We start from the raw sequence: 22,835 nt of genomic DNA, 5'->3' as shown, positions 1-22,835 counted from the left end.
CGGCCTATTGTTGGTTCGCAGTGTCGGCTGGGTTGACCGTATTGTCGATGACGACACGTGCGCCCTGGGTGAGGCGGTTCTGCCCCGCCGTCACGACGACATCCCCATCCGAAAGGCCACTCGTGACTTCAACCAAGCTGCGCGAGCGACGACCGAGCTTGACGAAAACCTGATCGACGAAAAGCGGCTCCGCCTGCTTTTCATCAGCCGGCTTCTCATCCGCCTCGGCGTTCGCCGCCGTGGAAGACGTTGCTGCGGGCGTATTTTCCGGCTTCGGTTTTCCCGGGCGCACGACGAAGACATAGTCACCATAAAGGCTTGTCACGACGGTCGTCTGCGGCAAGGCAACGATGTTGTCTTCCACCGGCAACTCGATGCGGACCTGGACGAATTGCCCCGGATTGAGCTTGCCCTCCGGGTTCTGCACTTGCGCACGCACAGAAACCAGTCGGGTTGCGGGGTCGATCTTCGGATCGATGCCAGTGATCTTTCCTTTGAATTCAAACTTGTCGTCTGTAAAACCGACCTGAACGGGCTGACCGATCTTCAACCGGGAAAGCGACTGTTCGGGAACGGTGAAATCCACCCGCATCGTATCGAGGTTCTGCAGCGTCGCAACGACATTGCCCGGCGTCAGATACTGTCCGATGTCGATCTGTGGAATACCGATCGTCCCGGAAAAAGGCGCGACCAGACGCTTTTGATCCAGAGTCGCCTGCAGCTTCGCCACCTGCGCCTGGGCCGATTCCATGGCAGCCCTCGTGGTATCGACATTGGATATCGCACCCACTCCTTGCGTGCGCAAGGTCTGGGCGCGCTTGTAATTTGCCTCGTTCAGCGTGGCGTCCGCCTGCGCTGCGGCCAGATCCGCCTTCTCGATGCTGTCGTCGAGTTGGACCAGGACATCGCCCTGCTTGACACGCTGATTGGCCGTGAAACCAATTTTCTTGATGATGCCGGCCACCTCGACAGTCAGATCCACGCCTTCGGAGGCGTTCGCCGAGCCGATCGCCTCGATATTCGGCGTCCATTTCGACGGATCCACGGTGACGGTGGAAACCGTCAGGGCCGGCTGCTGCATATTGGCGAAGTATTCTTTGATTGCCCTATCGCGGAACAGGTTGTATCCGACCAGACCGCCGCAAACAAGCGCGATAAAGATAATGGCAAGGACGAGACGCTTGATCATCGGTTAGGAGCTCCAGCAGGGCATGTAATTTAGACGAAATGCCTGCCGCGCCGATCAGCGTCATGGCGAGAGCATCGTTTTGACTTGAATACCACACGCGAATTACTGTACCGTCCGGACGGTATTGTCAACTCCGCTCCAGCCATGAAAGCCTTAGATGCACGGAAAAAAACTGTCGTCGCGTGAAAGAATTCTGCTGGCTGCTACCGAACTTGCGAAGGAAATAGGCCCCGCGCATCTCTCGCTCGACGCCGTTGCCGCCCGCGCCGGTCTTTCGAAAGGCGGATTGCTGTATCGTTTTCCCACCAAGGCCAAGCTTCTCGAGGCGGTCGTCGAGGAGCACCTGAAGGAACATGACAAGGCGCTTCGTGCGGAGGAAGAAGGCCGAAAAGACGCGCCCAACGGCATCGCTGAGGCTTTCCTGGAAGTTTTCCGTAACGAGAGCCTCCACAAAGATCCCCCGCCATCCGGTGTTCTCGCGGCGATTGCCGAAAATCCCGAATTCATCAGCCCGATTCGCCGTTACAACAGACAATTGCTCGACCGAATGCAGGCAAAATCTGCGGATCATGCCTCCGCCCTCGTCACCTTCCTGGCGATCGAGGGCATGCGCAGCATGCAGCTTCTCGACTGCGATATCCTGACCGACGCCGAGCGCGGCGTTATCATGCAGCGTCTGTCGGCCCTGTTGCGGAACACAGACGACGTCATGGAAATATCCGAACATCAATAAGATCCGGTTTCGGTGATCGGACAGCCGTTCTATTTCTCCAGCGCAAGTCCGGTGGAAGCCCTGATCTTCAGAAAGGTCGGCAGTTCCACCGATGACTGCGCGTCGTCATTGCCGGCCAAGAACGCGAGGAGCATCTCCATCGCCTTGCGACCGATTTCACCGCGCGGCTGACTGACCGTGGTGAGCGGCGGATAAAAGGATTCACTCAGGAAAATGTCATCGAAGCCGACGATCGATACATCGTCGGGAACTGCGTACCCCAGGTGGCGATCGAAACGCCCGCCCGTTTAGCGATGTCCTTGATCTTGGCCCTTTCGGTCATGTCACCCAAGCATCCGACGTCATTGTGAAATCGATTGTAGCCCAGATGTAATCGATTGCAATGACGGCCCGGATAACCGTACTCGCGGAGCGAAAGTCGAACTTCAGAGCATCGAAACAACGGAGAAACTCAGGAGAAAAATCGAGGGTGGATCAAAGCGTGGGGAGATCGCCCCTCGCCCACCGTTCCTGGGTTACGCCGGAGAAATCCACGAATTTTTCAGCCTCGATAGCGTCGCGGCATCCCTGCATCAGGCTCTGATAATAAGCGAGATTGTTCCAGGTGAGCAGCATGGCGCCCAGGAATTCGCCTGATTTCACCAGATGATGCAGATAGGCACGGCTGTAATCGCGCGCGGCGGGACAGTTCGATTCCTCGTCCAGCGGCCGCGGATCCTCGGCGTGACGGGCATTGCGCAGATTGATCTTGCCGTGACGGGTAAAGGCAAGGCCGTGACGGCCGGCGCGCGTCGGCATGACGCAATCGAACATGTCGATACCGCGTGCAACCGATTTCAATATATCGTCGGGTGTGCCGACACCCATGAGATAGCGCGGCTTTTCAGCGGGCAGGATCGGGCAGACCACTTCCAGCATGTCCAGCATGATATTCTGCGGCTCGCCCACCGCCAGGCCGCCGATCGAATAGCCCTTGAGCTCCATCGCCTTCAGCGCTTGCGCCGAACGCTCGCGCAACCGCGCATTGTCGCCACCCTGCACGATGCCGAACATCGCCTTCCCCGGCTGATCGCCGAAGGCGGCTTTGCCTCGCTCCGCCCAGCGCAGCGAAAGCTCCATCGCCCGCTCCATTTCGCGCTCCTGCGCCGGCAGGGCCACGCATTCGTCGAGCTGCATCTGGATATCGGAATCGAGAAGTCCCTGGATTTCGATGGAACGCTCGGGGCTCATCTCATAGGAGCGCCCGTCGATATGCGAGCGGAACGTCACGCCGTTTTCGTCGAGCTTGCGCAATTGCGCCAGCGACATGACCTGAAAACCGCCGGAATCGGTGAGGATCGGGCCGGGCCAGCGAGCGAAATCATGCAACCCGCCAAGCCGCGCCACGCGCTCGGCACCCGGCCGCAGCATCAGATGATAGGTGTTGCCAAGGATGATGTCGGATCCGAGATCGCGCACCTGGTCCATATACATGGCCTTGACGGTGCCGCCGGTACCGACCGGCATGAAGGCCGGTGTGCGGACCGTGCCGCGGGGCATGGTGATTTCACCACGCCTTGCCGCGCCGTCGGTCGCCAAAACTTTGAATTGGAAGGTTTTGCTGCTCATGATGGCGCACGCCATAGCAGGCTTGCGTCGCCATAGGAATAGAAGCGATAGTGCTTGGCGATCGCATGTTCATAGGCCTGCCGCATGGTATCCATGCCGCTGAAGGCCGAGACGAGCATGAACAGCGTCGAGCGTGGAAGATGGAAATTGGTCATCAGCATATCGACGGCGCGGAAGCGGTAGCCGGGCGTAATGAAGATGTCGGTGGCACCGGACCAGGGCCGGATCAAGCCGTCCTCGCCAGCAGCACTCTCCAGGAGACGCAGCGAGGTCGTCCCAACGCAGACGATACGTCCGCCGCTTGCCCGCACGCGATTGAGCGCGTCCGCCGTCGCTTCGGAAACGTGGCCGATCTCCGCATGCATCTTGTGCTCGCTCGTATCGTCGGCCTTCACAGGCAGGAACGTCCCGGCGCCGACATGCAGCGTGACGAAATGCTCCTCTACGCCCTGCTGCTTGAGCTTTTCGAGAAGCGAAGGCGTAAAATGCAGGCCCGCCGTCGGCGCGGCCACCGCGCCCTCCTCACGGGCATAGACGGTCTGGTAATCGGTCCTGTCGCGCTGGTCCTCGGGCCGCTTTGAGGCGATATAGGGCGGCAGCGGAATATGCCCCACCGCGGCGATCGCCTCATCGAGCGCTGGTCCACTGAGATCGAAGACCAACAGCGCTTCGCCGGCATCTTCCTTCTCCGTCACGGTGGCGTCGAGCGTGCCCAGGAAACAGCTCGAACCTTCATGGCCGAAACGGATGCGCTCCCCCTGCCTGACCCGCTTTCCGGGCCGCAGAAACGCCTTCCAGCGGTCCGGCCCCACACGCATATGCAAGGTGGCGCTGATATGCGCGGCCACCCCTTCACGCTCGCGGATACCCTCGAGCTGCGCCGGGATGACCTTCGTGTCGTTGAAAACAAGCGCATCACCCGGCCTGAGCATGTCGGGCAGAGCATCGACGCGCCGGTCCTGGAATGGCGAACCGGGCCGGACGACCAGAAGCCGCGCATGGTCGCGCGGCTCTACCGGCCGAAGCGCGATCAACTCTTCCGGCAGTTCGAAATCGAAAAGGTCAACGCGCATGGATTGGATAACGAGCCTTAGAGATCGGCGGCGATGCGTGCCGATACGATCGAATCAGGGTCGGCCACCGGCTCGCCCTTCTTGACATTGTCGATATTATCCATGCCTTCGATCACCTGGCCCCAAACGGAATATTGCCGATCGAGCCACGGCGCATCGGCAAAGCAGATGAAGAACTGCGAATTGGCCGAGTTCGGGTTCTGGCTGCGCGCCATCGAGCATGTGCCGCGCTTGTGGTTCACATTGGAAAATTCCGCCTTGAGGTCGGGCTTGTCGGAACCACCCATACCGGCGCGGGCCGGATTGAAGCTTGCGCCTCCGGTCTTGCCGTACTGCACGTCACCGGTCTGGGCCATAAAGCCATCGATGACGCGATGAAAGACAACACCGTCATAGGCATTTTCACGCGCCAGTTCCTTGACGCGGGCGACGTGGTCGGGAGCCAGATCGGGATAGAGTTCGATGACGACCTGGCCCTTGGTGGTTTCCAGGACGAGCGTGTTTTCCGGGTCTTTGTAAGCCATCTCGGGCCTCCTTGGTATGATTATTGGGTCGTTTCTTTGGTACCCCTAAGGGGTTATTTCTTGTCGGCCTGAATGACGGCCTTGACGATCTCATCGGGATCCTTGACCGCGCCATTGTTGGCCTCATCGCCCTTCTTGATCTTGTCGACGACGTCCATACCGCTGACGACCTGGCCGACAACCGTATATTGGCCGTTCAGGAACGCGCCGTCACCGAACATGATGAAAAACTGCGAATTGGCCGAATCGGGATTGGCGGAGCGGGCCATGCCGACAGTGCCACGAACAAAAGGCTCTTTGGAAAATTCGGCAGGCAGGTCGGCCTTGCTCGATCCGCCGGTTCCGACGCGGGCCGCATCGAATCCCTTAGTGGAATTGCCATATTGCACATCGCCGGTCTGCGCCATGAAGCCGGGAATGACGCGATGGAAGGCGACGTGATCATAGGCGCCCTCGCGTACCAGCGCCTTGATCTGGGCGACATGCTTGGGGGCCAGGTCAGGGCGCAGCGCGATCACCACATCCCCATCCTTCAAAGTCAGGACCAGCGTATTCTCCGGATCGGCGGCACGCGCTGACAAGGATGCCGTCAGCGAAAATGCGAGAACGGCGATCGCGGCAAAAGCCGTACGAAACATCGACATGGAAATTTTCTCCATCAGGATTTGAATTTGGATTTCAACGCTTCGGCAACGACCGCCGGAACGAAAGGACCGATATCGCCGCCCATCGATGCGATCTGACGGACCAATGTGGCAGTAATGGTACGGACGGCGGGGTCGGCCGGCAGGAACACCGTCTGCAATTCCGGCGCCATGGTGCCATTCATGCCGGCCATCTGCATCTCGTAATCGAGATCCGTTCCATCGCGCAAACCACGCACCAGGAGCGAGGCGCCATGTTGCCTCGCCGCATCGATGACGAGCCTGTCGAAAGACACAACGCGGGTGCGTGCCGCGTCGGCACCGAAAATCACCTTGCCGACCTTACCGATGAGTTCGACACGTTCTTCGAATGAAAACAGCGGCTTCTTGCCCGGATGAATGCCAATGGCCACGATAACTTCATCCGCAAGGCGCAGCGCACCTTTCAGAACGTCGATATGGCCGTTGGTCACGGGATCGAAGGATCCGGCATAGATAGCGATGGTCATATGTCTGCCGTAACGCGTTTGACGGAGGGTTTCAATGCCGCAATTCGCGGGGCCCAAGCGGCTGGACAAATTTTATGAACTCAAGATGAACGAAGGCTTCAGCAGGAATTCAGCGCATATCCGACAGTATGTGAAAACGATGACGCAACCTTTTTTGCGCTCAGGCGTAATGACTGCGAAAGCGAAAGGACGTTCCAATGATGATATTTCTTCTCGCGCTGTCCATGATGGTCGCAATGGCCGTTTCGACAATCATCCTGCTGGTGGAGGAAAAAGCCGCGCGGCAGAGGCTTGCGGAACCGACTTTCGATATTCACAGCATGCGCCGCCTGCCGCGCGGCTGATAGAGTTTTACTCGGCCCTCCAGCCAAGGTTGAAAGGCGGTGCGTTCGCGCGCCGCCTTTCATTTTATTCATCATTATTCCTCGGTAGGCGTTCCGTCAGATGCGGGCACGTCGGAAGCCGACGTGGAATCAGGGATTTCACCGTTTTCCTCCAATGCATCGCTTTCTCCCGCCGCCTCCTCGTTTTCCGATTCGGAGATACGCTCGACAGAGACGACCCTCTCACCATCGGCGGTATTGAAGATCGTCACACCCTTGGTCGAGCGGCCGGCTATCCGGATGCCGCCGACCGGCACACGGATCAGCTGACCACCATCGGAAACAAGCAGAATCTGATCCTTCGGCTCGACCGGGAAAAGGGCGATGAGCTTGCCGATCTCGTCGGTCTTCGACGTATCGGTTGCGCGGATACCTTTGCCACCTCGGCCGGAAATGCGGAACTCGTAGGAAGATGAGCGTTTGCCGTAGCCATATTCACTGACGGTCAGAACGGTCTGCTCGCGGTCGCGAAGTTCCGCATAGCGTTCCTCGCTCAATTCGGCCTCGCCATTGATTTCCTCGCCGACTACGGTGATGTCCTCTGCATCCTCCGCACCCTGTGCACGCCGCTCGGCAATGGAGCGTTTGAGGTAGCCAGCCCGTTCGGCAGGTGCCGCATCGACGTGTCGCAGGATCGCCATCGATATGATGCGGTCGCCTTCGGCGAGGTTGATGCCGCGCACGCCGATCGAATTGCGTCCGGCGAACACGCGCACATCGGTCACGGGGAAGCGGATACATTGGCCACCAGCCGCGGTCAGGAGTACGTCGTCATGTTCTGTACAGGTATCGACGGAAAGAATCTCGTCGCCCTCATCCTCGAGCTTCATTGCGATCTTGCCGTTGCGGTTGACCTGGATGAAATCGGAGAGCTTGTTGCGGCGTACCGTGCCGCGCGTCGTGGCGAACATGACGTCGAGTTCGGCCCAGCTCGCCTCATCCTCCGGCAATGGCATGATGGTGGTGATGCGCTCGCCCTGTTCGAGCGGCAGCATGTTGATGAGCGCCTTGCCGCGCGACTGCGGCGTGCCGATAGGCAGGCGCCAGACCTTTTCCTTGTAGACGATGCCGCGTGAGGAAAAGAACAGAACCGGCGTGTGCGTGCTGGCCACGAAGAGCCGAGTGACGAAATCCTCTTCCCGCGTCGCCATGCCCGACCGGCCCTTGCCGCCGCGCCGCTGGGCGCGATAGGTGGCGAGCGGAACACGCTTGATATAGCCGGCATGGCTGACGGTAACGACCATGTCCTCGCGAGCGATCAGGTCCTCGTCTTCCATATCCGGACCGCCCTCGGTGAGCTCGGTGCGGCGTGGCGTGCCGAACTCATCACGAATGGCGATGAGCTCGTCCTTGACGATATTCATGATCCGGATGCGCGAGGCGAGAATATCGAGATAATCGCGAATTTCCTCGCCGATCTTGTTCAGTTCGTCGGCAATCTCATCACGGCCAAGCGCCGTCAGGCGCTGGAGACGCAGATCGAGAATGGCGCGCGCCTGCTCCTCGGACAGATTATAGGTGCCGTCGTCGTTCAGCGCATGGCGCGGATCGTCGATCAGTGCGACCAGCGGCGCAACGTCCATCGCGGGCCAGCGGCGCTCCATCAACTGCTCGCGCGCCGTCGCCGGATCGGGAGCATGGCGGATGAGGTTGATGATTTCATCGATATTGGCGACGGCGATTGCCAGACCGACCAAAACATGCGCCCGGTCGCGTGCCTTGCGCAGCAGGAATTTGGTGCGGCGGCTGACGACTTCCTCGCGGAAGGCGACAAAGGCGCGCAGCATGTCGATCAGCGTCAACTGCTCCGGCTTTCCGCCGTTGAGCGCCACCACATTGGCGCCGAAGGAGCTTTGAAGCGGCGTGAAACGATAGAGCTGGTTGAGTACGACATCGGCAACCACATCGCGCTTCAACTCAACCACGACGCGATAGCCGTCCCGGTCGGATTCATCGCGTAGATCGGAAATGCCCTCGATGCGCTTGTCGCGCACCAGCTCGGCCATTTTCTCGATCATCGTCGCCTTGTTCACCTGGTATGGCACCTCGGTGATGACGATGGCCTCGCGATCGCCCCGCATGGGTTCGATCTTGACGCGTCCGCGCATGACGATCGAGCCGCGCCCAGTGCTGTAGGCGGAATGGATACCGGCACGGCCGAGGACGATACCGCCGGTCGGAAAATCCGGCCCCGGAATGATCTCCATCAGCTCGGGCAATTCGATCGCGGGATTATCGATCAGCGCCATGCAGCCATCGATGATCTCGCGCAGATTATGCGGCGGAATATTGGTCGCCATGCCGACGGCGATACCGCCCGATCCGTTGACCAGAAGGTTCGGAAACCGGGCGGGCAGAACCATCGGTTCTTTTTCGCGCCCGTCATAATTATCCTGGAAATCGACCGTTTCCTTGTCGATATCCTCGAGCAGCGCCTCGGAAACCTTCTCCAAGCGGCACTCGGTATAACGCATGGCCGCCGGAGGATCGCCATCGATGGAACCGAAATTGCCCTGCCCGTCGATCAGCGGGTCGCGCAGCGAGAAATCCTGCGCCATGCGCACCAGCGCGTCATAGATCGAGGAGTCGCCATGCGGATGATATTTACCCATCACCTCGCCGACGACACCGGCAGACTTACGGTAGGAGCGGTTCCAGGAAAGTCCCATCTCGTTCATGGCGTGAAGGATGCGACGATGAACCGGCTTGAGACCATCACGCACATCGGGAAGCGCGCGGCTCACGATCACGCTCATCGCGTAATCGAGATAGGAACGCTGCATTTCCTCGACAATGGAAATCGGCTCAATGCCGTTGGGATCTTGAGGACCGGGCGGCGGAGTTTGATCTGACACTGTTCAAAGGTCTTTCATGGAAGAATCGATGCTGCATCTTATAGCGGAAATCGCTTGAAAATACCAATCTGGAGACGTTTTAATAGGCTATAATTATCCTTAGATTTCAATGCGATAGAAATATTTCCCCAAAGCGCTCGAATCACAGGCCACAATCGTGCCACGATTGCCGACACGTACGTCCCTGCTCGCCGGAGTGACATCCCTTCGAGGAGATTGACGGAACGCCGAACAACCGCCCAAAAGCAGCTTCACAAAACCGCCGCAGCGCCTTGAAATGCCGCATCGTTCTTGCACAGAAACGGATTTAAGGAATTATGCAGGAGGTTTTCTAAACTCGCGCAACCGGAACTCGAGAAAAACGGCACCCGATGGGCTCTTACGATAATCTCTTCAACGCCTTCGTCACGCTGCTCGTCACCATTGATCCGCCTGGCCTCGCACCGTTGTTTCTGGCGCTGACGACCGGAATGAACCGGCAGGAACGCAGCCAGGTGGCGATACGCTCGAGCATCATCGCATTCGGCGTGCTGACGCTGTTCGCCATTGCCGGCGCGCAGATACTGGGCGTGTTCGGCATTACGATCGGCGCATTCCGCGTCGCCGGCGGCATGCTGCTTTTCTGGATCGCCTTCGAGATGATTTTTGAGCGCCGCCATGAACGGCACGAAAAAAGCGCCAAAGTGGCGATCACGCGCGATCATATCCGCAATATCGCGGCTTTTCCGCTGGCCATTCCGCTGATCGCAGGCCCCGGCGCGATTTCCGCCACGATCCTGCTCGGCGGCTCCTTCTACGACACGACATCGCGGCTGGTGCTGATCCTCATCATCCTCGCCTGCATCGTGCTTTCCTATCTGGTCTTCCTGCTGGCCGAACGGGTTGACGGCTTTCTCGGCGAAACCGGACGCTCCATCCTCACCCGCCTCCTGGGCGTCATCCTGGCCGCACTTGCCGTCCAGTTCGTTGCCGATGGCGTGAAGGCGCTGGTGGCGGGGTGAATGGGGCGCCCCCTCCGACTCGTCTCGCGCAGCACCCATCATCCGACCGCTTCGCGGCCACCTTCTCCCACAAGGGGAGAAGGGAGGGCTGCATGAATGTAGGTGTCAATCGCAAAGGTCGGCGTTTGGCGGTCACGCATGTACAACGCTTCTTCCTTCTCCCCTTGTGGGAGAAGGTGGCCTCGCAAAGCGAGGTCGGATGAGGGGTATCCGCGCCAAGTTCAGATCGTATGCAATCCGCCCCGACTCAAAACGGAATCTCATCATCCAGATCACGGGAGAAACCGCCGCCACCGGCACCGGCATTACCACCACCCGATGAAGGATTGGAGCGCCCGAAATCTCCACCGCCCTGATCGGACATCTGGTTGTTGCTGCGTCCGCCGCTCTCGAAGGACCTGCCGCTACCGCCGCCTTCGCCGCGTGAATCGAGCATCTGCAATTCGCCACGGAATTTCTGCAGCACGATTTCCGTCGTGTAGCGGTCATTGCCGGTCTGGTCCTGCCATTTGCGTGTCTGCAGCGAACCTTCCAGATAGACTTTTGCGCCCTTCTTCAGATATTGCTCGGCCACCTTGGCCAGATTATCGTTGAAGATGACAACGTTATGCCATTCGGTCTTTTCCTTGCGCTCGCCCGACTGCTTGTCGCGCCAGGTTTCGGAGGTGGCGATGCGCAGATTGACCACCGGATCGCCGGAATTCAAACGCCGGATTTCCGGGTCAGCTCCGAGATTACCGACGAGAATGACCTTGTTGACGCTGCCTGCCATGAAACGCACTCCAATTACTGTGTTTGGCCGATACCATACAGGAGCAAAGCGTGTGGCGCGCATCCGTATGGAAAATTAGCCGCGACTATCCACAGAGTTATTGTTCTTTATTTGTTCTAGTCGATTTTCAGCAAAATGCAAGCGTAACATGCCGTTTCATGGCTATTTCGCAGGAACTCGGGCACCTACACGAGATAGCCCCGCCGCTCTTCTATCCATGGCGCGCGGGGCTCTTTTTGGGGTTCACCCTTTTTGCCGGTAGTTATTCACCGGCAAGCAATAAGGAAACTCTCCTGCATTCCGCATTCGTTTCCTTTGCATGATATTCAAATTTTCGGCAATCAGCCCACGGGCCGTCATTGAGGGCGTGTACTGACCGGTTGTGACTTCATATCAAGAAGCTTTAGGCGAACTATCAGGTGGACTCATGCTCCTCTCCCTGCCAGTTGGCTTTCTGCACGACCGGCAGACTTCTCGACAATGATTGCTCGTCCGTACATCATCATCCGTTGCCTGCCATCGAACGTTGGGATTCTGCTCTTGTCAGGAGCGTTCGTCAACGACCTTGTCTTCACATTTCTCATCGCTTATTTGAAGGAGCGGTTGTTCGATGTTTGTTCCGATGCTAAGAATTGATGTCTTCAGGAGTGAAGCTGCGGGCTCATCCTGGAGAAGACAATTTCCATGAGAGCGCCAAGTGCGCATGGACGCACAGGGGCGGTCTGACAATTAAAACCTACACATGATCCGGGAATGCTTCTCCCGCGTTTCAGGATCATGCTTCGATGCGAAGCGGCACCGGTTGTGCGAACCGGATACCGCGGGTGATTTTTCGCGGATGACAGGATGGCAGGGCGCGAATGAGCGATCAGAAATACATTTCCATACGCGGTGCTCGCGAACACAATCTGAAAAATGTCGATCTCGACCTGCCGCGTGACAAGCTCATCGTCATGACGGGCCTGTCCGGTTCAGGCAAGTCCTCGCTTGCCTTCGACACGATCTATGCGGAGGGCCAGCGCCGCTATGTCGAAAGCCTGTCGGCCTATGCGCGGCAGTTTCTCGAGATGATGCAGAAGCCGGATGTCGACCAGATCGACGGGCTTTCTCCGGCTATTTCCATCGAGCAGAAGACGACGAGCCGCAATCCCCGCTCCACCGTCGGCACCGTCACCGAGATCTATGATTACATGCGCCTGCTCTTCGCGCGCGTCGGCATCCCCTATTCGCCGGCGACGGGCCTGCCGATCGAGAGCCAGACGATCAGCCAGATGGTCGACCGGGTCCTGGCGATCGAGGAAGGCACGCGGCTCTACATCACCGCGCCCATGGTGCGCGGGCGCAAGGGCGAATATCGCAAGGAACTGGCGGAACTCCAGAAGAAGGGTTTCCAGCGCGTCAAGGTCGATGGCGTTTTCTACGAGATCGGCGAGGTGCCGACGCTCGACAAGAAATACAAGCATGATATCGACGTGGTGGTCGATCGCGTCGTGGTGCGTCCCGATCTCGCCTCGCGGCTGGCCGATAGCCTGGAAACATGCCTGAAGCTGGCCGATGGGCTGGCGATCGCCGAGTTCGCGGACAAGCCGCTTCCCGCAGCCGAGACGGCGAGCGAATCCGCCAACAAATCGAAGAACGAGACGCATGAACGCCTGCTGTTCTCGGAGAAATTCGCCTGCCCCGTCTCGGGCTTCACGATTTCCGAGATCGAACCGCGGCTTTTTTCCTTCAACAATCCGTTCGGCGCCTGCCCGACCTGTGACGGCCTCGGCACGCAGCAGGCCATCGATCCCAATCTGATCATACCGGATGAGAGCGTGACGCTGCGCGAAGGCGCGATCGCGCCATGGGCCCGGTCGAGCTCGCCCTATTACAACCAGACGCTGGAGGCGCTTGGCGCAACCTACGGGTTCAAGATCGGCGACCGCTGGCGCGATCTGCCTGAAACGGCACAGCAGGCCATTCTGCAAGGCACCGGCTCGAAGGAAATCGTCTTTTCCTATGATGATGGCTTGCGCTCCTACAAGACCACCAAGTCGTTCGAGGGTGTCATTCCCAATCTGGAACGGCGCTGGAAAGAGACCGATTCTGCATGGTCGCGCGAGGAGATCGAGCGCTTCATGTCGTCGACGCCCTGCCCCGCCTGCAACGGCTATCGCCTCAAACCCGAAGCGCTCGCCATCAAGATCGGTGGGCTGCATATCGGCCAGATCACGGCAATGTCGATCCGCAACGCGGATGCGTGGTTCCGCGATATCGACGCTACACTCAACGAAAAGCACAGGGAAATCGCAGCGCGCATTCTCAAGGAAATCCGCGAGCGTCTGCGCTTTCTCAACGATGTCGGGCTCGATTACCTGACCTTGTCGCGCAATTCCGGCACGCTTTCGGGCGGCGAGAGCCAGCGCATCCGGCTTGCCTCGCAGATCGGCTCGGGACTGACCGGCGTGCTTTACGTACTGGACGAGCCGTCGATCGGCCTGCATCAGCGCGACAATGCACGGCTTCTCGACACGCTGCGCCATCTGCGCGACCTCGGTAATACGGTCATCGTGGTCGAACATGACGAGGACGCGATCCTGACGGCCGATTACGTGGTCGATATCGGACCGGCCGCCGGCATTCATGGCGGCCACATCATCGCCGAAGGCACGCCCGACGAGATCATGGCGAGCCCCAAATCGCTGACAGGGCAATATCTCTCTGGCTCCCGGGAAGTCGCGGTTCCGGCCGAGCGGCGCCCGATCTCCCAGTCCAAACGCGTCAAGGTGGTCGGGGCGCGCGGCAACAATCTGAAGAACGTCTCGGCCGACATACCGCTCGGGACCTTTACCTGCGTGACCGGCGTTTCCGGCGGCGGCAAATCGACCTTCCTGATCGAAACGCTGTTCAAGGCGGCTTCGCGCCGCATCATGGGCTCGCGCGAGCATCCCGCCGAGCACGACCGGATCGACGGGCTGGAATATCTCGACAAGGTCATCGATATCGACCAGTCGCCGATCGGACGGACACCGCGCTCCAACCCGGCCACCTATACCGGCGCCTTCACCCCGATACGCGACTGGTTCGCCGGCCTGCCGGAGGCCAAGGCGCGGGGCTATCAGCCAGGCCGCTTCTCCTTCAACGTCAAAGGCGGGCGCTGCGAGGCCTGCCAGGGCGACGGCGTCATCAAGATCGAGATGCACTTCCTGCCCGATGTCTACGTGACCTGCGACGTCTGCCACGGCAAGCGCTACAATCGCGAGACGCTCGACGTGCTGTTCAAGGGCAAATCGATCGCCGATGTGCTCGACATGACGGTGGAGGAAGGCGCGGAATTCTTCGCCGCCGTTCCCGCCGTGCGCGACAAGCTCGAGACGCTCAACATGGTCGGCCTCGGCTATATCAAGGTCGGCCAGCAGGCGACGACGCTCTCGGGCGGCGAGGCGCAGCGCGTCAAGCTCGCCAAGGAATTGTCGCGCAAGGCGACCGGGCGCACGCTCTATATCCTCGACGAGCCGACGACCGGCCTGCACTTCCATGACGTGGCCAAACTTCTGGAAGTGCTGCACGAGCTGGTCGACCAGGGCAATACGGTGGTGGTGATCGAGCATAATCTGGAGGTCATCAAAACGGCCGACTGGGTGATCGATCTTGGCCCCGAAGGCGGCGATGGCGGCGGCGAGATCGTTGCCGTCGGCAGGCCGGAAGACATCGCCGGGGAGCCACGGTCCTACACCGGACAGTTCCTCAAGGGGCTTCTGGAGCGACGCCCGAAGCGCAAGGCGGAAGCAGCGGAATAAGGAGGCCTTCTGCTATGGCAACAAACGGCGCGATACGGGCGGGCATCGGCGGCTGGATATTCGAGCCGTGGCGCGGCAGCTTCTATCCCGAGGGGCTGACGAAGGCCAAAGAACTGCACTATGCCAGCCGACAGCTTGCGACGATCGAGATCAACGGCACCTATTACGGCTCGCAGAAGCCTGCGACCTTCGCCAAATGGGCAGGCGATGTGCCGGAGGGTTTTGTCTTTTCGCTGAAGGGAAACCGTTTCGTCACCAACCGCCGCGTCCTGGCGGAAGCGGGTGAATCGATCGAGCGTTTCGTGACGCAGGGCATCACGGAGCTCGGGTCCCATCTCGGGCCGATCCTCTGGCAATTCGCGCCGACCAAGAAGTTCGACCCGGAGGATTTCGGCGCCTTTCTGGCGTTGCTGCCGGAGAAGCAGGACGGCGTGAGACTGCGTCATACGGTCGAGGTCCGACATCCCTCATTTGGTACACCGGAATTCGTCGCGCTCGCCCGCAAATATGGCGTCGCCATCACCTATGCCGAGCATTTCGAATATCCTGAGATCGCCGACATCACCACTGATTTCGTCTACGCCAGGTTGCAGAAGGGTAAAGATGAGATCGCCACCGGTTATGCGGTGGAGGCGCTCGACCGCTGGGCTGCGCGGGCGAAAATCTGGGTCGAGGGCGGTCAGCCGGATGATCTTCCCTATGCCGATCCGGACCACCCGGCACCCAAGGAGCCGCGCGATATCTTCGTCTATTTCATTCACGAGGGCAAGGTCCGCGCGCCCAACGCAGCAAGGGCGCTGATGGAGCGCGTTGCGGAAGGGGATTGATCGGTTTCCAACTTGACGAAAACGCCGGATTTTGAATTATTCCACACCACAGTGTAGCGGCAACGTCGAAGCATGGATTCCTGTGCTTGTCACAGGAAACCATGCTTCGACGTTGCCACGACCACTGCGGAAATAAGTTTTCGTAAGAGAGTGCCAGCACATAGGCATAGCTCTTCCAGCTGAAAGTAAAAGACTTCAGCCCAATCCCAGATCAGCCAATACCTCCGGCAACATTTCTGGCAAATCCTCAGCAATCAGTCCGGGACCGAACCGTTTTGCCGCATCGGCATGGAGCCATACGGCTGCTGCAGCGGCTTCGAAGGTCGGCATGCGCTGCGCAAGCATTCCGCTGACCATGCCCGCCAGCACGTCACCCGATCCGGCCGTAGCCAGAAGCGGCGTGGCATTGGTGTTGATCGCCGCCCTGCCGTCGGGTGCGGCGATGACCGTATCCGGCCCCTTATAGATGATGATCGCGTTGGCACGCTTCGATGCGTGCCGCGCCTTTTCCAGTTTCGACAATGCCTGATCTGCGCCGATGGTGCCGAACAGGCGGTGGAATTCGCCTTCATGCGGCGTCAGCACCAGCGCATTGGCATCCGTTTCTCCGGCGGCGCGAAACAGCTGATCCGGATCGTCCTCGAACGCCGTCAACGCATCGGCGTCAAGCACAAGCCCTTTGAAGGCCTCCCCGGTTTCGCATTTGTCGAGCAATGCCGGAACGAGCTCGCGGATGCGCGCGAAATCGCCAAAGCCCGGGCCGAGCACGGCGGAAAAGACCTTGCGCTCCCTGATGAAATTCACGGCATCGGCGACCGCTTCCGTCCTGCGCAGCATGATGCTGGTCAGATGCGCGGCATGGACGAGCAATGCGTCCGGCGGAGACAGGACGGTGACCGCCCCTGCCCCGATGCGCGCCGCAGCCCTTGCGGAAAGCCGCGTTGCGCCCGTTGCCGTGAGGCCGCCGGAAAAGATTACTGCGTGCCCGCGCCGGTATTTATGGATATCGGCGGATAGCGTCGGAAACGCCTGATGCCAGAGATGTGGCGTGTTCTCGAAGCATTGCGGCGCGATCGCATCAAGGACACGTTCTCCGATGCCGATATCCGTCACCAAAATCTCGCCGCAGCGATCCCGCCCCGGCTGCAATACATGACCGGGCTTCTTGCGGAAGAACGTGACGGTCAAAATGGCTTTGAAGGCTGCTCCCAGCGTGGCCCCGCTCGCACCGGAAATGCCGCTCGGCAGATCGACAGAGACCACCGGCACGTTTGCGGCATTCACCGCATCGATAATCGACCGCTCGATGCCTTCGATCGAGCGCGCCAGTCCTGCCCCGTAGAATGCATCAATGATGAGGTCGAACTCGCTGGCGGCGAAATCTTCCAGCGAATGAACCGGGCCTTCATAATCGGCCGCAGCCAGAAACGCGGCGCTGTTCTCGCGCGGAGCGTGGTTGCGGAAGCAGGCCACAGCCAACCCGGTTTCACTTAGAAGCTTCGCGGCGACATAACCGTCCCCGCCATTGTTCCCCGGGCCGCAGAGGACAGCGATCCGGCCTGCATCCGGAAAGCGCTCGAGGAGCGCACCGACGATGGACACACCGGCATTCCGCATCAGCGCATAGCCGTCATAAGGCCCTGCGGCGATAGCCAACCTGTCCGCCTCGCCCATTTCCCGTGGTGTCAGAAGCTCATGCATGGTGATCTGCCTTCAATTTGGACATGTAGGGACGCGGGTTAAACAGATGCTGATTTTCAGGCCGATGCCGTAGAGATGGACGGAGGTCATGTTCATTATTTATGCATTCTGCATATATTTTATTCATTCTAAAGCCACTCCGACATTGCGGACCTGCTTAAGATTGGATGCGGCTCTTACGCATCCCGAGTGGCATGGCGCATTTCTACCGGTTTTCGCCGCCCGCACAGATAAATCGCCAAGCCGGGAAAATCTTCCTGACTTGGCACAATTCATGCTTTCAGTAGGGCGAAACGGGCACGAGGTCCGTTTCCCAAGGGAAAGCGGAGTCCGTTCTCTGATGAAAAAGATCGAAGCCATCATCAAACCATTCAAGCTCGATGAAGTGAAGGAAGCACTTCAGGAAGTCGGGCTTCAGGGCATCACAGTTACCGAGGCCAAGGGTTTCGGGCGGCAAAAAGGCCATACGGAACTTTATCGCGGGGCCGAATATGTCGTAGACTTTCTGCCGAAGGTGAAGGTGGAAGTTGTTCTGGGCGACGAATCCGTCGAAGCGGCAATCGAAGCAATTCGCAAAGCCGCGCAGACCGGCCGGATCGGCGACGGAAAGATCTTTGTTTCCAACATTGAAGAAGTCGTTCGCATCCGCACCGGTGAATCCGGCATCGATGCGATCTGACTTGGCCACGCCTCACGCACACCATCCATCGTCGTGTAATAGGGAAAATTGATATGACGACTGCTAATGACATTCTCAAACAGATCAAGGACAATGACGTAAAGTTCGTTGATCTCCGCTTCACGGATCCGAAGGGCAAACTGCAACATGTGACGATGGACGTCGGCATTGTCGACGAAGACATGTTTGCCGACGGCGTGATGTTCGACGGCTCCTCGATCGGCGGCTGGAAAGCCATCAATGAATCCGACATGGTGCTGATGCCCGATGTCGAGACGGCCCATATCGACCCGTTCTTCGCCCAGTCCACGCTGGTCGTAATCTGCGACATTCTCGATCCGATTTCCGGCGAATCCTACAATCGCGATCCGCGCGGCACGGCCAAGAAGGCTGAAGCCTATCTGAAGTCGCTCGGCATCGGCGACACGATCTTCGTCGGTCCGGAAGCCGAATTCTTCGTCTTCGACGACGTCAAGTACAAGGCCGATCCGTACAACACAGGCTTCAAGCTCGACTCGACCGAACTGCCGTCGAACGACGACACCGACTATGAGACGGGCAATCTCGGCCACCGTCCGCGCACCAAGGGCGGCTATTTCCCGGTCCCGCCGATTGATTCCGCCCAGGACATGCGTTCGGAAATGCTCACCGTCCTCACCGAAATGGGTGTGACGGTCGAAAAGCATCACCATGAGGTGGCTGCCGCCCAGCACGAGCTCGGTCTCATGTTCGACTCGATGGTGCGCAACGCCGACAAGATGCAGATCTACAAATATGTCGTGCACCAGGTGGCCAATGCCTATGGCAAGACGGCGACCTTCATGCCGAAGCCGGTCTTCGGCGACAATGGTTCGGGCATGCACGTCCACATGTCGATCTGGAAGGACGGCAAGCCGACCTTCGCCGGAAACGAATATGCAGGCCTTTCCGAATCCTGCCTGTTCTTCATCGGTGGCATCATCAAGCATGCCAAGGCGATAAACGCTTTCACCAATCCGTCGACCAATTCCTACAAGCGTCTGGTCCCGGGTTATGAAGCGCCTGTGCTGCTCGCCTATTCCGCGCGCAACCGTTCGGCTTCCTGCCGTATTCCTTTCGGCTCATCGCCGAAGTCGAAGCGCGTCGAGATCCGTTTCCCCGATCCGTCGGCAAACCCCTATCTCGGCTTCGCGGCCCTGCTGATGGCTGGCCTCGACGGCATCAAGAACAAGATCCATCCGGGTCAACCGATGGACAAGGATCTTTATGACCTGCCGACGAAGGAGCTGAAGAAGATCCCGACGGTTTGCGGCAGCTTGCGCGAAGCATTGCAGAGCCTCGACAAGGATCGCGCCTTCCTGAAGGCCGGCGGCGTCTTCGACGACGACCAGATCGATGCCTTCATCGAACTGAAGATGGCCGAAACGCTGCGTTACGAAACGACGCCGCATCCGGTCGAATACGACATGTACTACTCGGTCTGATCACCGATCACCTGATAAAGAAAACCCCGGCTTTTTTTGCCGGGGTTTTTGTTTGGGGGCGTTGCGATTTGGTTTTAGTTTTCACGCAAGTCCGGACGGAAAAAGTTCCTATTTATCCCGGGAAAACCAGTTCCCGTTTTTCGTGGACTTGCTCTACTTCTTGCTGGGAGAAATCGAGCCTGTTGTAAGCTCGGCAGGCGCTTTGGTAAGAAGCTGTCCGCCTTGCGGAGTGTTGCCGGAGCGTCCAGCCGCGATCAGCAGCGCCATAACGAACGCCAAAGCCAGACAAATGGAAAGACGGGACATCGGACAAATTCCTCCCTCGGATATTGTCGCGATATCACCGGCCAAACCGGGCGGAATAAGGACGTCAAGATGATGAGGTTGCGGCAAACATCGCGGCAGCCGACATCATCTCTTCCTCGCGCGTATCGCGTCGCGCCTTGGCCTCCGCATCTTCGCCCCAGTGCTCGATGGTCCAGTCCTCGTCGAGATGGGCGAGTTCCCAGGCTTGCCTGACGCCGATTTCGCCCTTGGCGACGGCAAGCGCCAGAATGGCCGATCCGGTCAGGGTGGTCATGGTATGAAGTGCCGCCAGAGCGACCGGCTCGCGAATGGCCATCAGGTGAACACCGAAGGCCGCCAGCGCCTCGCGCGGCTGGGAAACATGCATCACCCCTTCGGCGAGAACGAAATGCGCACCGAGCGAAGACGCGGCCCAATCGATCAGTGGATCCCAGCGTTCGGTCTGTCGCTTGACCAGAGCCTCCGGCGCATCCGCCCTGTAAAACAGCATGTCCGAGGCGACAAAGCGCAGCAAATCCTCCGCCACCGCCTGCGGATCATCCGCGACACCATCGATCGCCGTATTGGCGATACGGGTTGCCGGCATACGGGCGGGATCGATGACATCCTTCTGCCGGGCGAATTCGTCGGCAATGATTTGCGCCGCAGCGGCAGTCGGCAACGTCAAAACGCGCCGCGCAGGCGTCCGAACCGGTTTTCCATCGAGATAAACACCGTAGTTGCCTTCGCTTTCGGCCACGGTGACGGCTTCATAGAATCGCTTCGGCAATTGCATCTTCATCTGATTTTGTGCGCGCCGTACCGGATCGGGATCCAATAGCCCTTCTCCCTTTTCGAGATCGTTCAGAACGTCACGCATCGAGTAACTCACCTTCTTCAAGTAGCGCCAGCAGGTCGGCCGGAACATCAAGAATGTGATGCGCTCCGGTTGCGCGCAACGCCTCCGATGTATGATAGCCCCAGGAGACACCAACGGCCAGCGCCCCCGCCGCACGCGCCATTTCCATATCGTAGATGGCGTCGCCGACGACAAGAGCCTCGGCCGGATCAAAGCCCGCTTCGGCGCAGGCTTCCAGAACCATTGCCGGATGCGGCTTGGACGGGCAATCGTCCGCTGTGCGCACGACGATGAAATGCTCGCTCAGCCCGTGCAGCTCCAGGACCTTGCGCACACCGCGCCGCGACTTGCCCGTGACCATGCCGATGACGATGTCGTCACGACGCCCCAGTTCGGCAATCAGCTCGGGAATGCCGGGGAATACCGGTTCGGCAAAATCCGGCTCGCCGCGCATCAAGACGAAATGATCCTTATAGCGTTGCGCCAGCGCCTGAACGGCAGCATCGACATCGCATTTCAGCAGCCTGGCGATTGCATGATCGAGCGAAAGACCGATGATCGCGCGGGTGTGCACCTCGTCGATCTGCGTCATTCCGGCCTCGGCAAAGGTTCTTGCCATGCAGCGATGGATGACGCCGGCGCTATCGACCAATGTCCCGTCGCAATCGAATAAAACCAGTTTCATCGTCAAACGCCTTTCGGTGCCCGGTCGACGGTAGCCATCAATCCATCTCTGCCAGCGTCTCGCTGAATCCGAGAAGATTCCAGGATTGCACCATGTGCGGCGGCAGCGGCGCGGTCACATCGATGATGCCGCCGCCCGGATTGGGAATGCGGATGCGCCGCGCGTGAAGATGCAGACGTTTCTGCAGGCCGCCGGGGAACTCCCAATTGTGGTCGGCGTCGAAATATTTGGGGTCGCCGATGATTGGATTGCCGATATGGACGGCATGAACACGCAGCTGATGCGTGCGTCCGGTATAGGGTTCCATCTCGAGCCAGGTCAGAGTACGGCCGGCCGTCTCGATGATGCGGTAATAGGAGACGGCGTGATCGGCATCCGGTTCGCCATGTTCGCAAATACGCATCCTGTCTCCGTCAGGCGTCGCTTCCCTGACAAGCCAGGTGGAAATCTTGTCCTCGCGCTTGTGCGGCACGCCTTTTACCAGGGCCCAATAGGTCTTCTTGGTATCGCGCTCGCGGAAGGCCTTGGTGAGCGCCTGGGCGGCACCGCGCGTTTTCGCCACGACCAGAACGCCCGATGTGTCGCGGTCGAGGCGATGCACCAGCCTTGGTTTTTCGCCCCTCTTGTTGCGCCAGGCTTCCAGCATGTCGTCGACATGGCGCACAACGCCTGATCCACCCTGCACGGCCAGACCGGCAGGCTTGTTGAAGACATAGACCTTCTCGTTTTCATAAAGCAGCATCTGCGCCAGCACGTCGGCATCGCCCTGCCCGCGGATCGTGCGGCCGGTCAGAGGCCCAGTGGATTTCTCGTCGACGCCGAGCGGCGGAATGCGGATCGCCTGGCCGGGCTGGATGCGGGTGTCGGCCTTGGCGCGACCGCCATCGACGCGGATCTGGCCCGAGCGCAGAAGTTTCTGAAGATGGCCAAAGCCGAGACCCGGATAATGCACCTTGAACCAGCGGTCGAGCCGCATGCCCGCCTCGTCCGCTTCCACCGATTTTTGTTCTACACCCGCCATATTTTCTTAACCTGGTTTTGAATTGGCCTGCTCTATCATCAGCCAGCGCTTCTTGCGAGCCGCAATTCGCAGATGCACACCGGAACGGCTGCCGCGCGCCGAAATCGCTCAAGCTTATCAACGCAAAAGCGCGACCTCACACGATATGAAAAACGTTGATGTAACGTGTCATACCAAGCGGAAAAAGCTGTTTGATCACGGCTAGTTACAGGGCGTTGCAAATTATGGTTTCAATAGTCACG

Annotated in this window: 22 protein-coding genes; 7 read left to right on the top strand and 15 right to left on the bottom strand. The window is 59.2% G+C overall.

Going from position 1 to position 22,835, the window contains the following annotated elements; translation table 11 throughout:
- Window positions 1-4: 4 nt before the first annotated feature.
- Window positions 5-1,189, bottom strand: a complete 1,185-nt coding sequence (locus tag C5748_RS21950; RefSeq protein ID WP_105744356.1) for an efflux RND transporter periplasmic adaptor subunit — start codon at window positions 1,187-1,189, stop codon at window positions 5-7.
- Window positions 1,190-1,346: 157 nt separating this feature from the next.
- Between C5748_RS21950 and C5748_RS21945 the strand changes: the two genes are divergently transcribed.
- Window positions 1,347-1,922 carry a TetR/AcrR family transcriptional regulator gene (locus tag C5748_RS21945; RefSeq protein ID WP_105744354.1) on the top strand — a complete coding sequence of 192 codons (576 nt, stop codon included), beginning with the start codon at window positions 1,347-1,349 and terminating at the stop codon, window positions 1,920-1,922.
- 29 nt (window positions 1,923-1,951) lie between these two features.
- On the opposite strand, the gene C5748_RS21940 is transcribed toward C5748_RS21945, so the two are convergent.
- The 7 genes from C5748_RS21940 to coaD all read right to left on the bottom strand — a co-directional run bounded on the left by C5748_RS21940 (window position 1,952) and on the right by coaD (window position 6,280).
- Window positions 1,952-2,131 (bottom strand): substrate-binding domain-containing protein, encoded by a 180-nt coding sequence (locus C5748_RS21940; RefSeq protein ID WP_342588377.1) that lies wholly within the window; start codon window positions 2,129-2,131, stop codon window positions 1,952-1,954.
- Entirely contained in the window at window positions 2,128-2,244 is a 117-nt protein-coding gene (locus C5748_RS29355) for a LacI family DNA-binding transcriptional regulator (RefSeq protein ID WP_146119583.1), read from the bottom strand. Before C5748_RS29355 ends, C5748_RS21940 begins: the two co-directional genes overlap by 4 nt.
- 152 nt (window positions 2,245-2,396) lie before the next feature.
- Window positions 2,397-3,530: a tRNA guanosine(34) transglycosylase Tgt gene (gene tgt / locus C5748_RS21935; RefSeq protein ID WP_105744443.1), complete on the bottom strand. Its 1,134-nt coding sequence runs from the start codon at window positions 3,528-3,530 to the stop codon at window positions 2,397-2,399.
- Complete coding sequence (gene queA / locus C5748_RS21930) at window positions 3,527-4,603, bottom strand: tRNA preQ1(34) S-adenosylmethionine ribosyltransferase-isomerase QueA (protein ID WP_105744350.1); 1,077 nt, start codon at window positions 4,601-4,603, stop codon at window positions 3,527-3,529. Before queA ends, tgt begins: the two co-directional genes overlap by 4 nt.
- Window positions 4,604-4,620: 17 nt before the next feature.
- Window positions 4,621-5,127, bottom strand: a complete 507-nt coding sequence (locus C5748_RS21925) for a peptidylprolyl isomerase (protein WP_105744348.1) — start codon at window positions 5,125-5,127, stop codon at window positions 4,621-4,623.
- Window positions 5,128-5,180: 53 nt separating this feature from the next.
- Window positions 5,181-5,771 (bottom strand): peptidylprolyl isomerase, encoded by a 591-nt coding sequence (locus C5748_RS21920; protein ID WP_105744441.1) that lies wholly within the window; start codon window positions 5,769-5,771, stop codon window positions 5,181-5,183.
- Window positions 5,772-5,785: 14 nt separating this feature from the next.
- On the bottom strand, window positions 5,786-6,280 hold the full coding sequence (gene coaD / locus C5748_RS21915; protein ID WP_105744346.1) for a pantetheine-phosphate adenylyltransferase: 495 nt from the start codon (window positions 6,278-6,280) through the stop codon (window positions 5,786-5,788).
- A 197-nt stretch (window positions 6,281-6,477) separates the two neighbouring features.
- On the opposite strand from coaD, the gene C5748_RS28635 reads away from it, so the two are divergent.
- The gene (locus tag C5748_RS28635; RefSeq protein ID WP_199194870.1) at window positions 6,478-6,624 is read left to right on the top strand and encodes a hypothetical protein; all 147 of its coding nucleotides are present in this window, start codon (window positions 6,478-6,480) and stop codon (window positions 6,622-6,624) included.
- A gap of 74 nt (window positions 6,625-6,698) precedes the next feature.
- Here C5748_RS28635 and gyrA read toward each other — a convergent pair whose 3' ends face one another.
- Complete coding sequence (gene gyrA, locus C5748_RS21910) at window positions 6,699-9,446, bottom strand: DNA gyrase subunit A (RefSeq protein WP_245581920.1); 2,748 nt, start codon at window positions 9,444-9,446, stop codon at window positions 6,699-6,701.
- 443 nt (window positions 9,447-9,889) lie between these two features.
- Between gyrA and C5748_RS21905 the strand changes: the two genes are divergently transcribed.
- Window positions 9,890-10,519, top strand: a complete 630-nt coding sequence (locus C5748_RS21905; RefSeq protein WP_105744342.1) for a MarC family protein — start codon at window positions 9,890-9,892, stop codon at window positions 10,517-10,519.
- 247 nt (window positions 10,520-10,766) lie between these two features.
- Here C5748_RS21905 and C5748_RS21900 read toward each other — a convergent pair whose 3' ends face one another.
- Window positions 10,767-11,291, bottom strand: a complete 525-nt coding sequence (locus C5748_RS21900) for a single-stranded DNA-binding protein (RefSeq protein WP_105744340.1) — start codon at window positions 11,289-11,291, stop codon at window positions 10,767-10,769.
- Between the two features lie 860 nt (window positions 11,292-12,151).
- Here C5748_RS21900 and uvrA point away from each other — a divergent pair.
- Together uvrA and C5748_RS21890 are read left to right on the top strand one after the other, a co-directional pair.
- Window positions 12,152-15,073 (top strand): excinuclease ABC subunit UvrA, encoded by a 2,922-nt coding sequence (gene uvrA / locus C5748_RS21895; protein WP_105744338.1) that lies wholly within the window; start codon window positions 12,152-12,154, stop codon window positions 15,071-15,073.
- Window positions 15,074-15,087: 14 nt separating this feature from the next.
- Window positions 15,088-15,900 carry a DUF72 domain-containing protein gene (locus C5748_RS21890; RefSeq protein ID WP_105744336.1) on the top strand — a complete coding sequence of 271 codons (813 nt, stop codon included), beginning with the start codon at window positions 15,088-15,090 and terminating at the stop codon, window positions 15,898-15,900.
- A 195-nt stretch (window positions 15,901-16,095) separates the two neighbouring features.
- Here the strand turns inward: C5748_RS21890 and C5748_RS21885 are convergent, their stop codons facing one another.
- A complete protein-coding gene (locus C5748_RS21885; protein ID WP_105744334.1) occupies window positions 16,096-17,601 on the bottom strand; it encodes an NAD(P)H-hydrate dehydratase in 1,506 nt (501 codons plus the stop codon).
- 340 nt (window positions 17,602-17,941) lie between these two features.
- On the opposite strand from C5748_RS21885, the gene C5748_RS21880 reads away from it, so the two are divergent.
- Both C5748_RS21880 and glnA read left to right on the top strand, forming a co-directional pair.
- The gene (locus C5748_RS21880; protein ID WP_105744332.1) at window positions 17,942-18,280 is read left to right on the top strand and encodes a P-II family nitrogen regulator; all 339 of its coding nucleotides are present in this window, start codon (window positions 17,942-17,944) and stop codon (window positions 18,278-18,280) included.
- Between the two features lie 53 nt (window positions 18,281-18,333).
- Window positions 18,334-19,743, top strand: coding sequence for a type I glutamate--ammonia ligase (gene glnA, locus C5748_RS21875; RefSeq protein ID WP_105744330.1), 1,410 nt, complete (start codon window positions 18,334-18,336; stop codon window positions 19,741-19,743).
- A gap of 153 nt (window positions 19,744-19,896) precedes the next feature.
- Here the strand turns inward: glnA and C5748_RS28310 are convergent, their stop codons facing one another.
- The 4 genes from C5748_RS28310 to C5748_RS21860 form a co-directional block, all read right to left on the bottom strand.
- Window positions 19,897-20,049 (bottom strand): hypothetical protein, encoded by a 153-nt coding sequence (locus C5748_RS28310; protein WP_158259907.1) that lies wholly within the window; start codon window positions 20,047-20,049, stop codon window positions 19,897-19,899.
- Window positions 20,050-20,113: 64 nt separating this feature from the next.
- The gene (locus C5748_RS21870; RefSeq protein WP_105744328.1) at window positions 20,114-20,908 is read right to left on the bottom strand and encodes an ATP12 family chaperone protein; all 795 of its coding nucleotides are present in this window, start codon (window positions 20,906-20,908) and stop codon (window positions 20,114-20,116) included.
- Window positions 20,901-21,572, bottom strand: a complete 672-nt coding sequence (locus C5748_RS21865; RefSeq protein WP_105744326.1) for an HAD-IA family hydrolase — start codon at window positions 21,570-21,572, stop codon at window positions 20,901-20,903. Before C5748_RS21865 ends, C5748_RS21870 begins: the two co-directional genes overlap by 8 nt.
- 37 nt (window positions 21,573-21,609) lie before the next feature.
- Window positions 21,610-22,593 (bottom strand): RluA family pseudouridine synthase, encoded by a 984-nt coding sequence (locus C5748_RS21860; protein ID WP_105744324.1) that lies wholly within the window; start codon window positions 22,591-22,593, stop codon window positions 21,610-21,612.
- Window positions 22,594-22,835: the final 242 nt, after the last annotated feature.

The sequence above is a fragment of the Phyllobacterium phragmitis genome (genome assembly GCF_002980495.1).
GTDB lineage: Bacteria > Pseudomonadota > Alphaproteobacteria > Rhizobiales > Rhizobiaceae > Paramesorhizobium > Paramesorhizobium phragmitis.
This window is presented reverse-complemented; position numbering and strand designations above follow the sequence as displayed.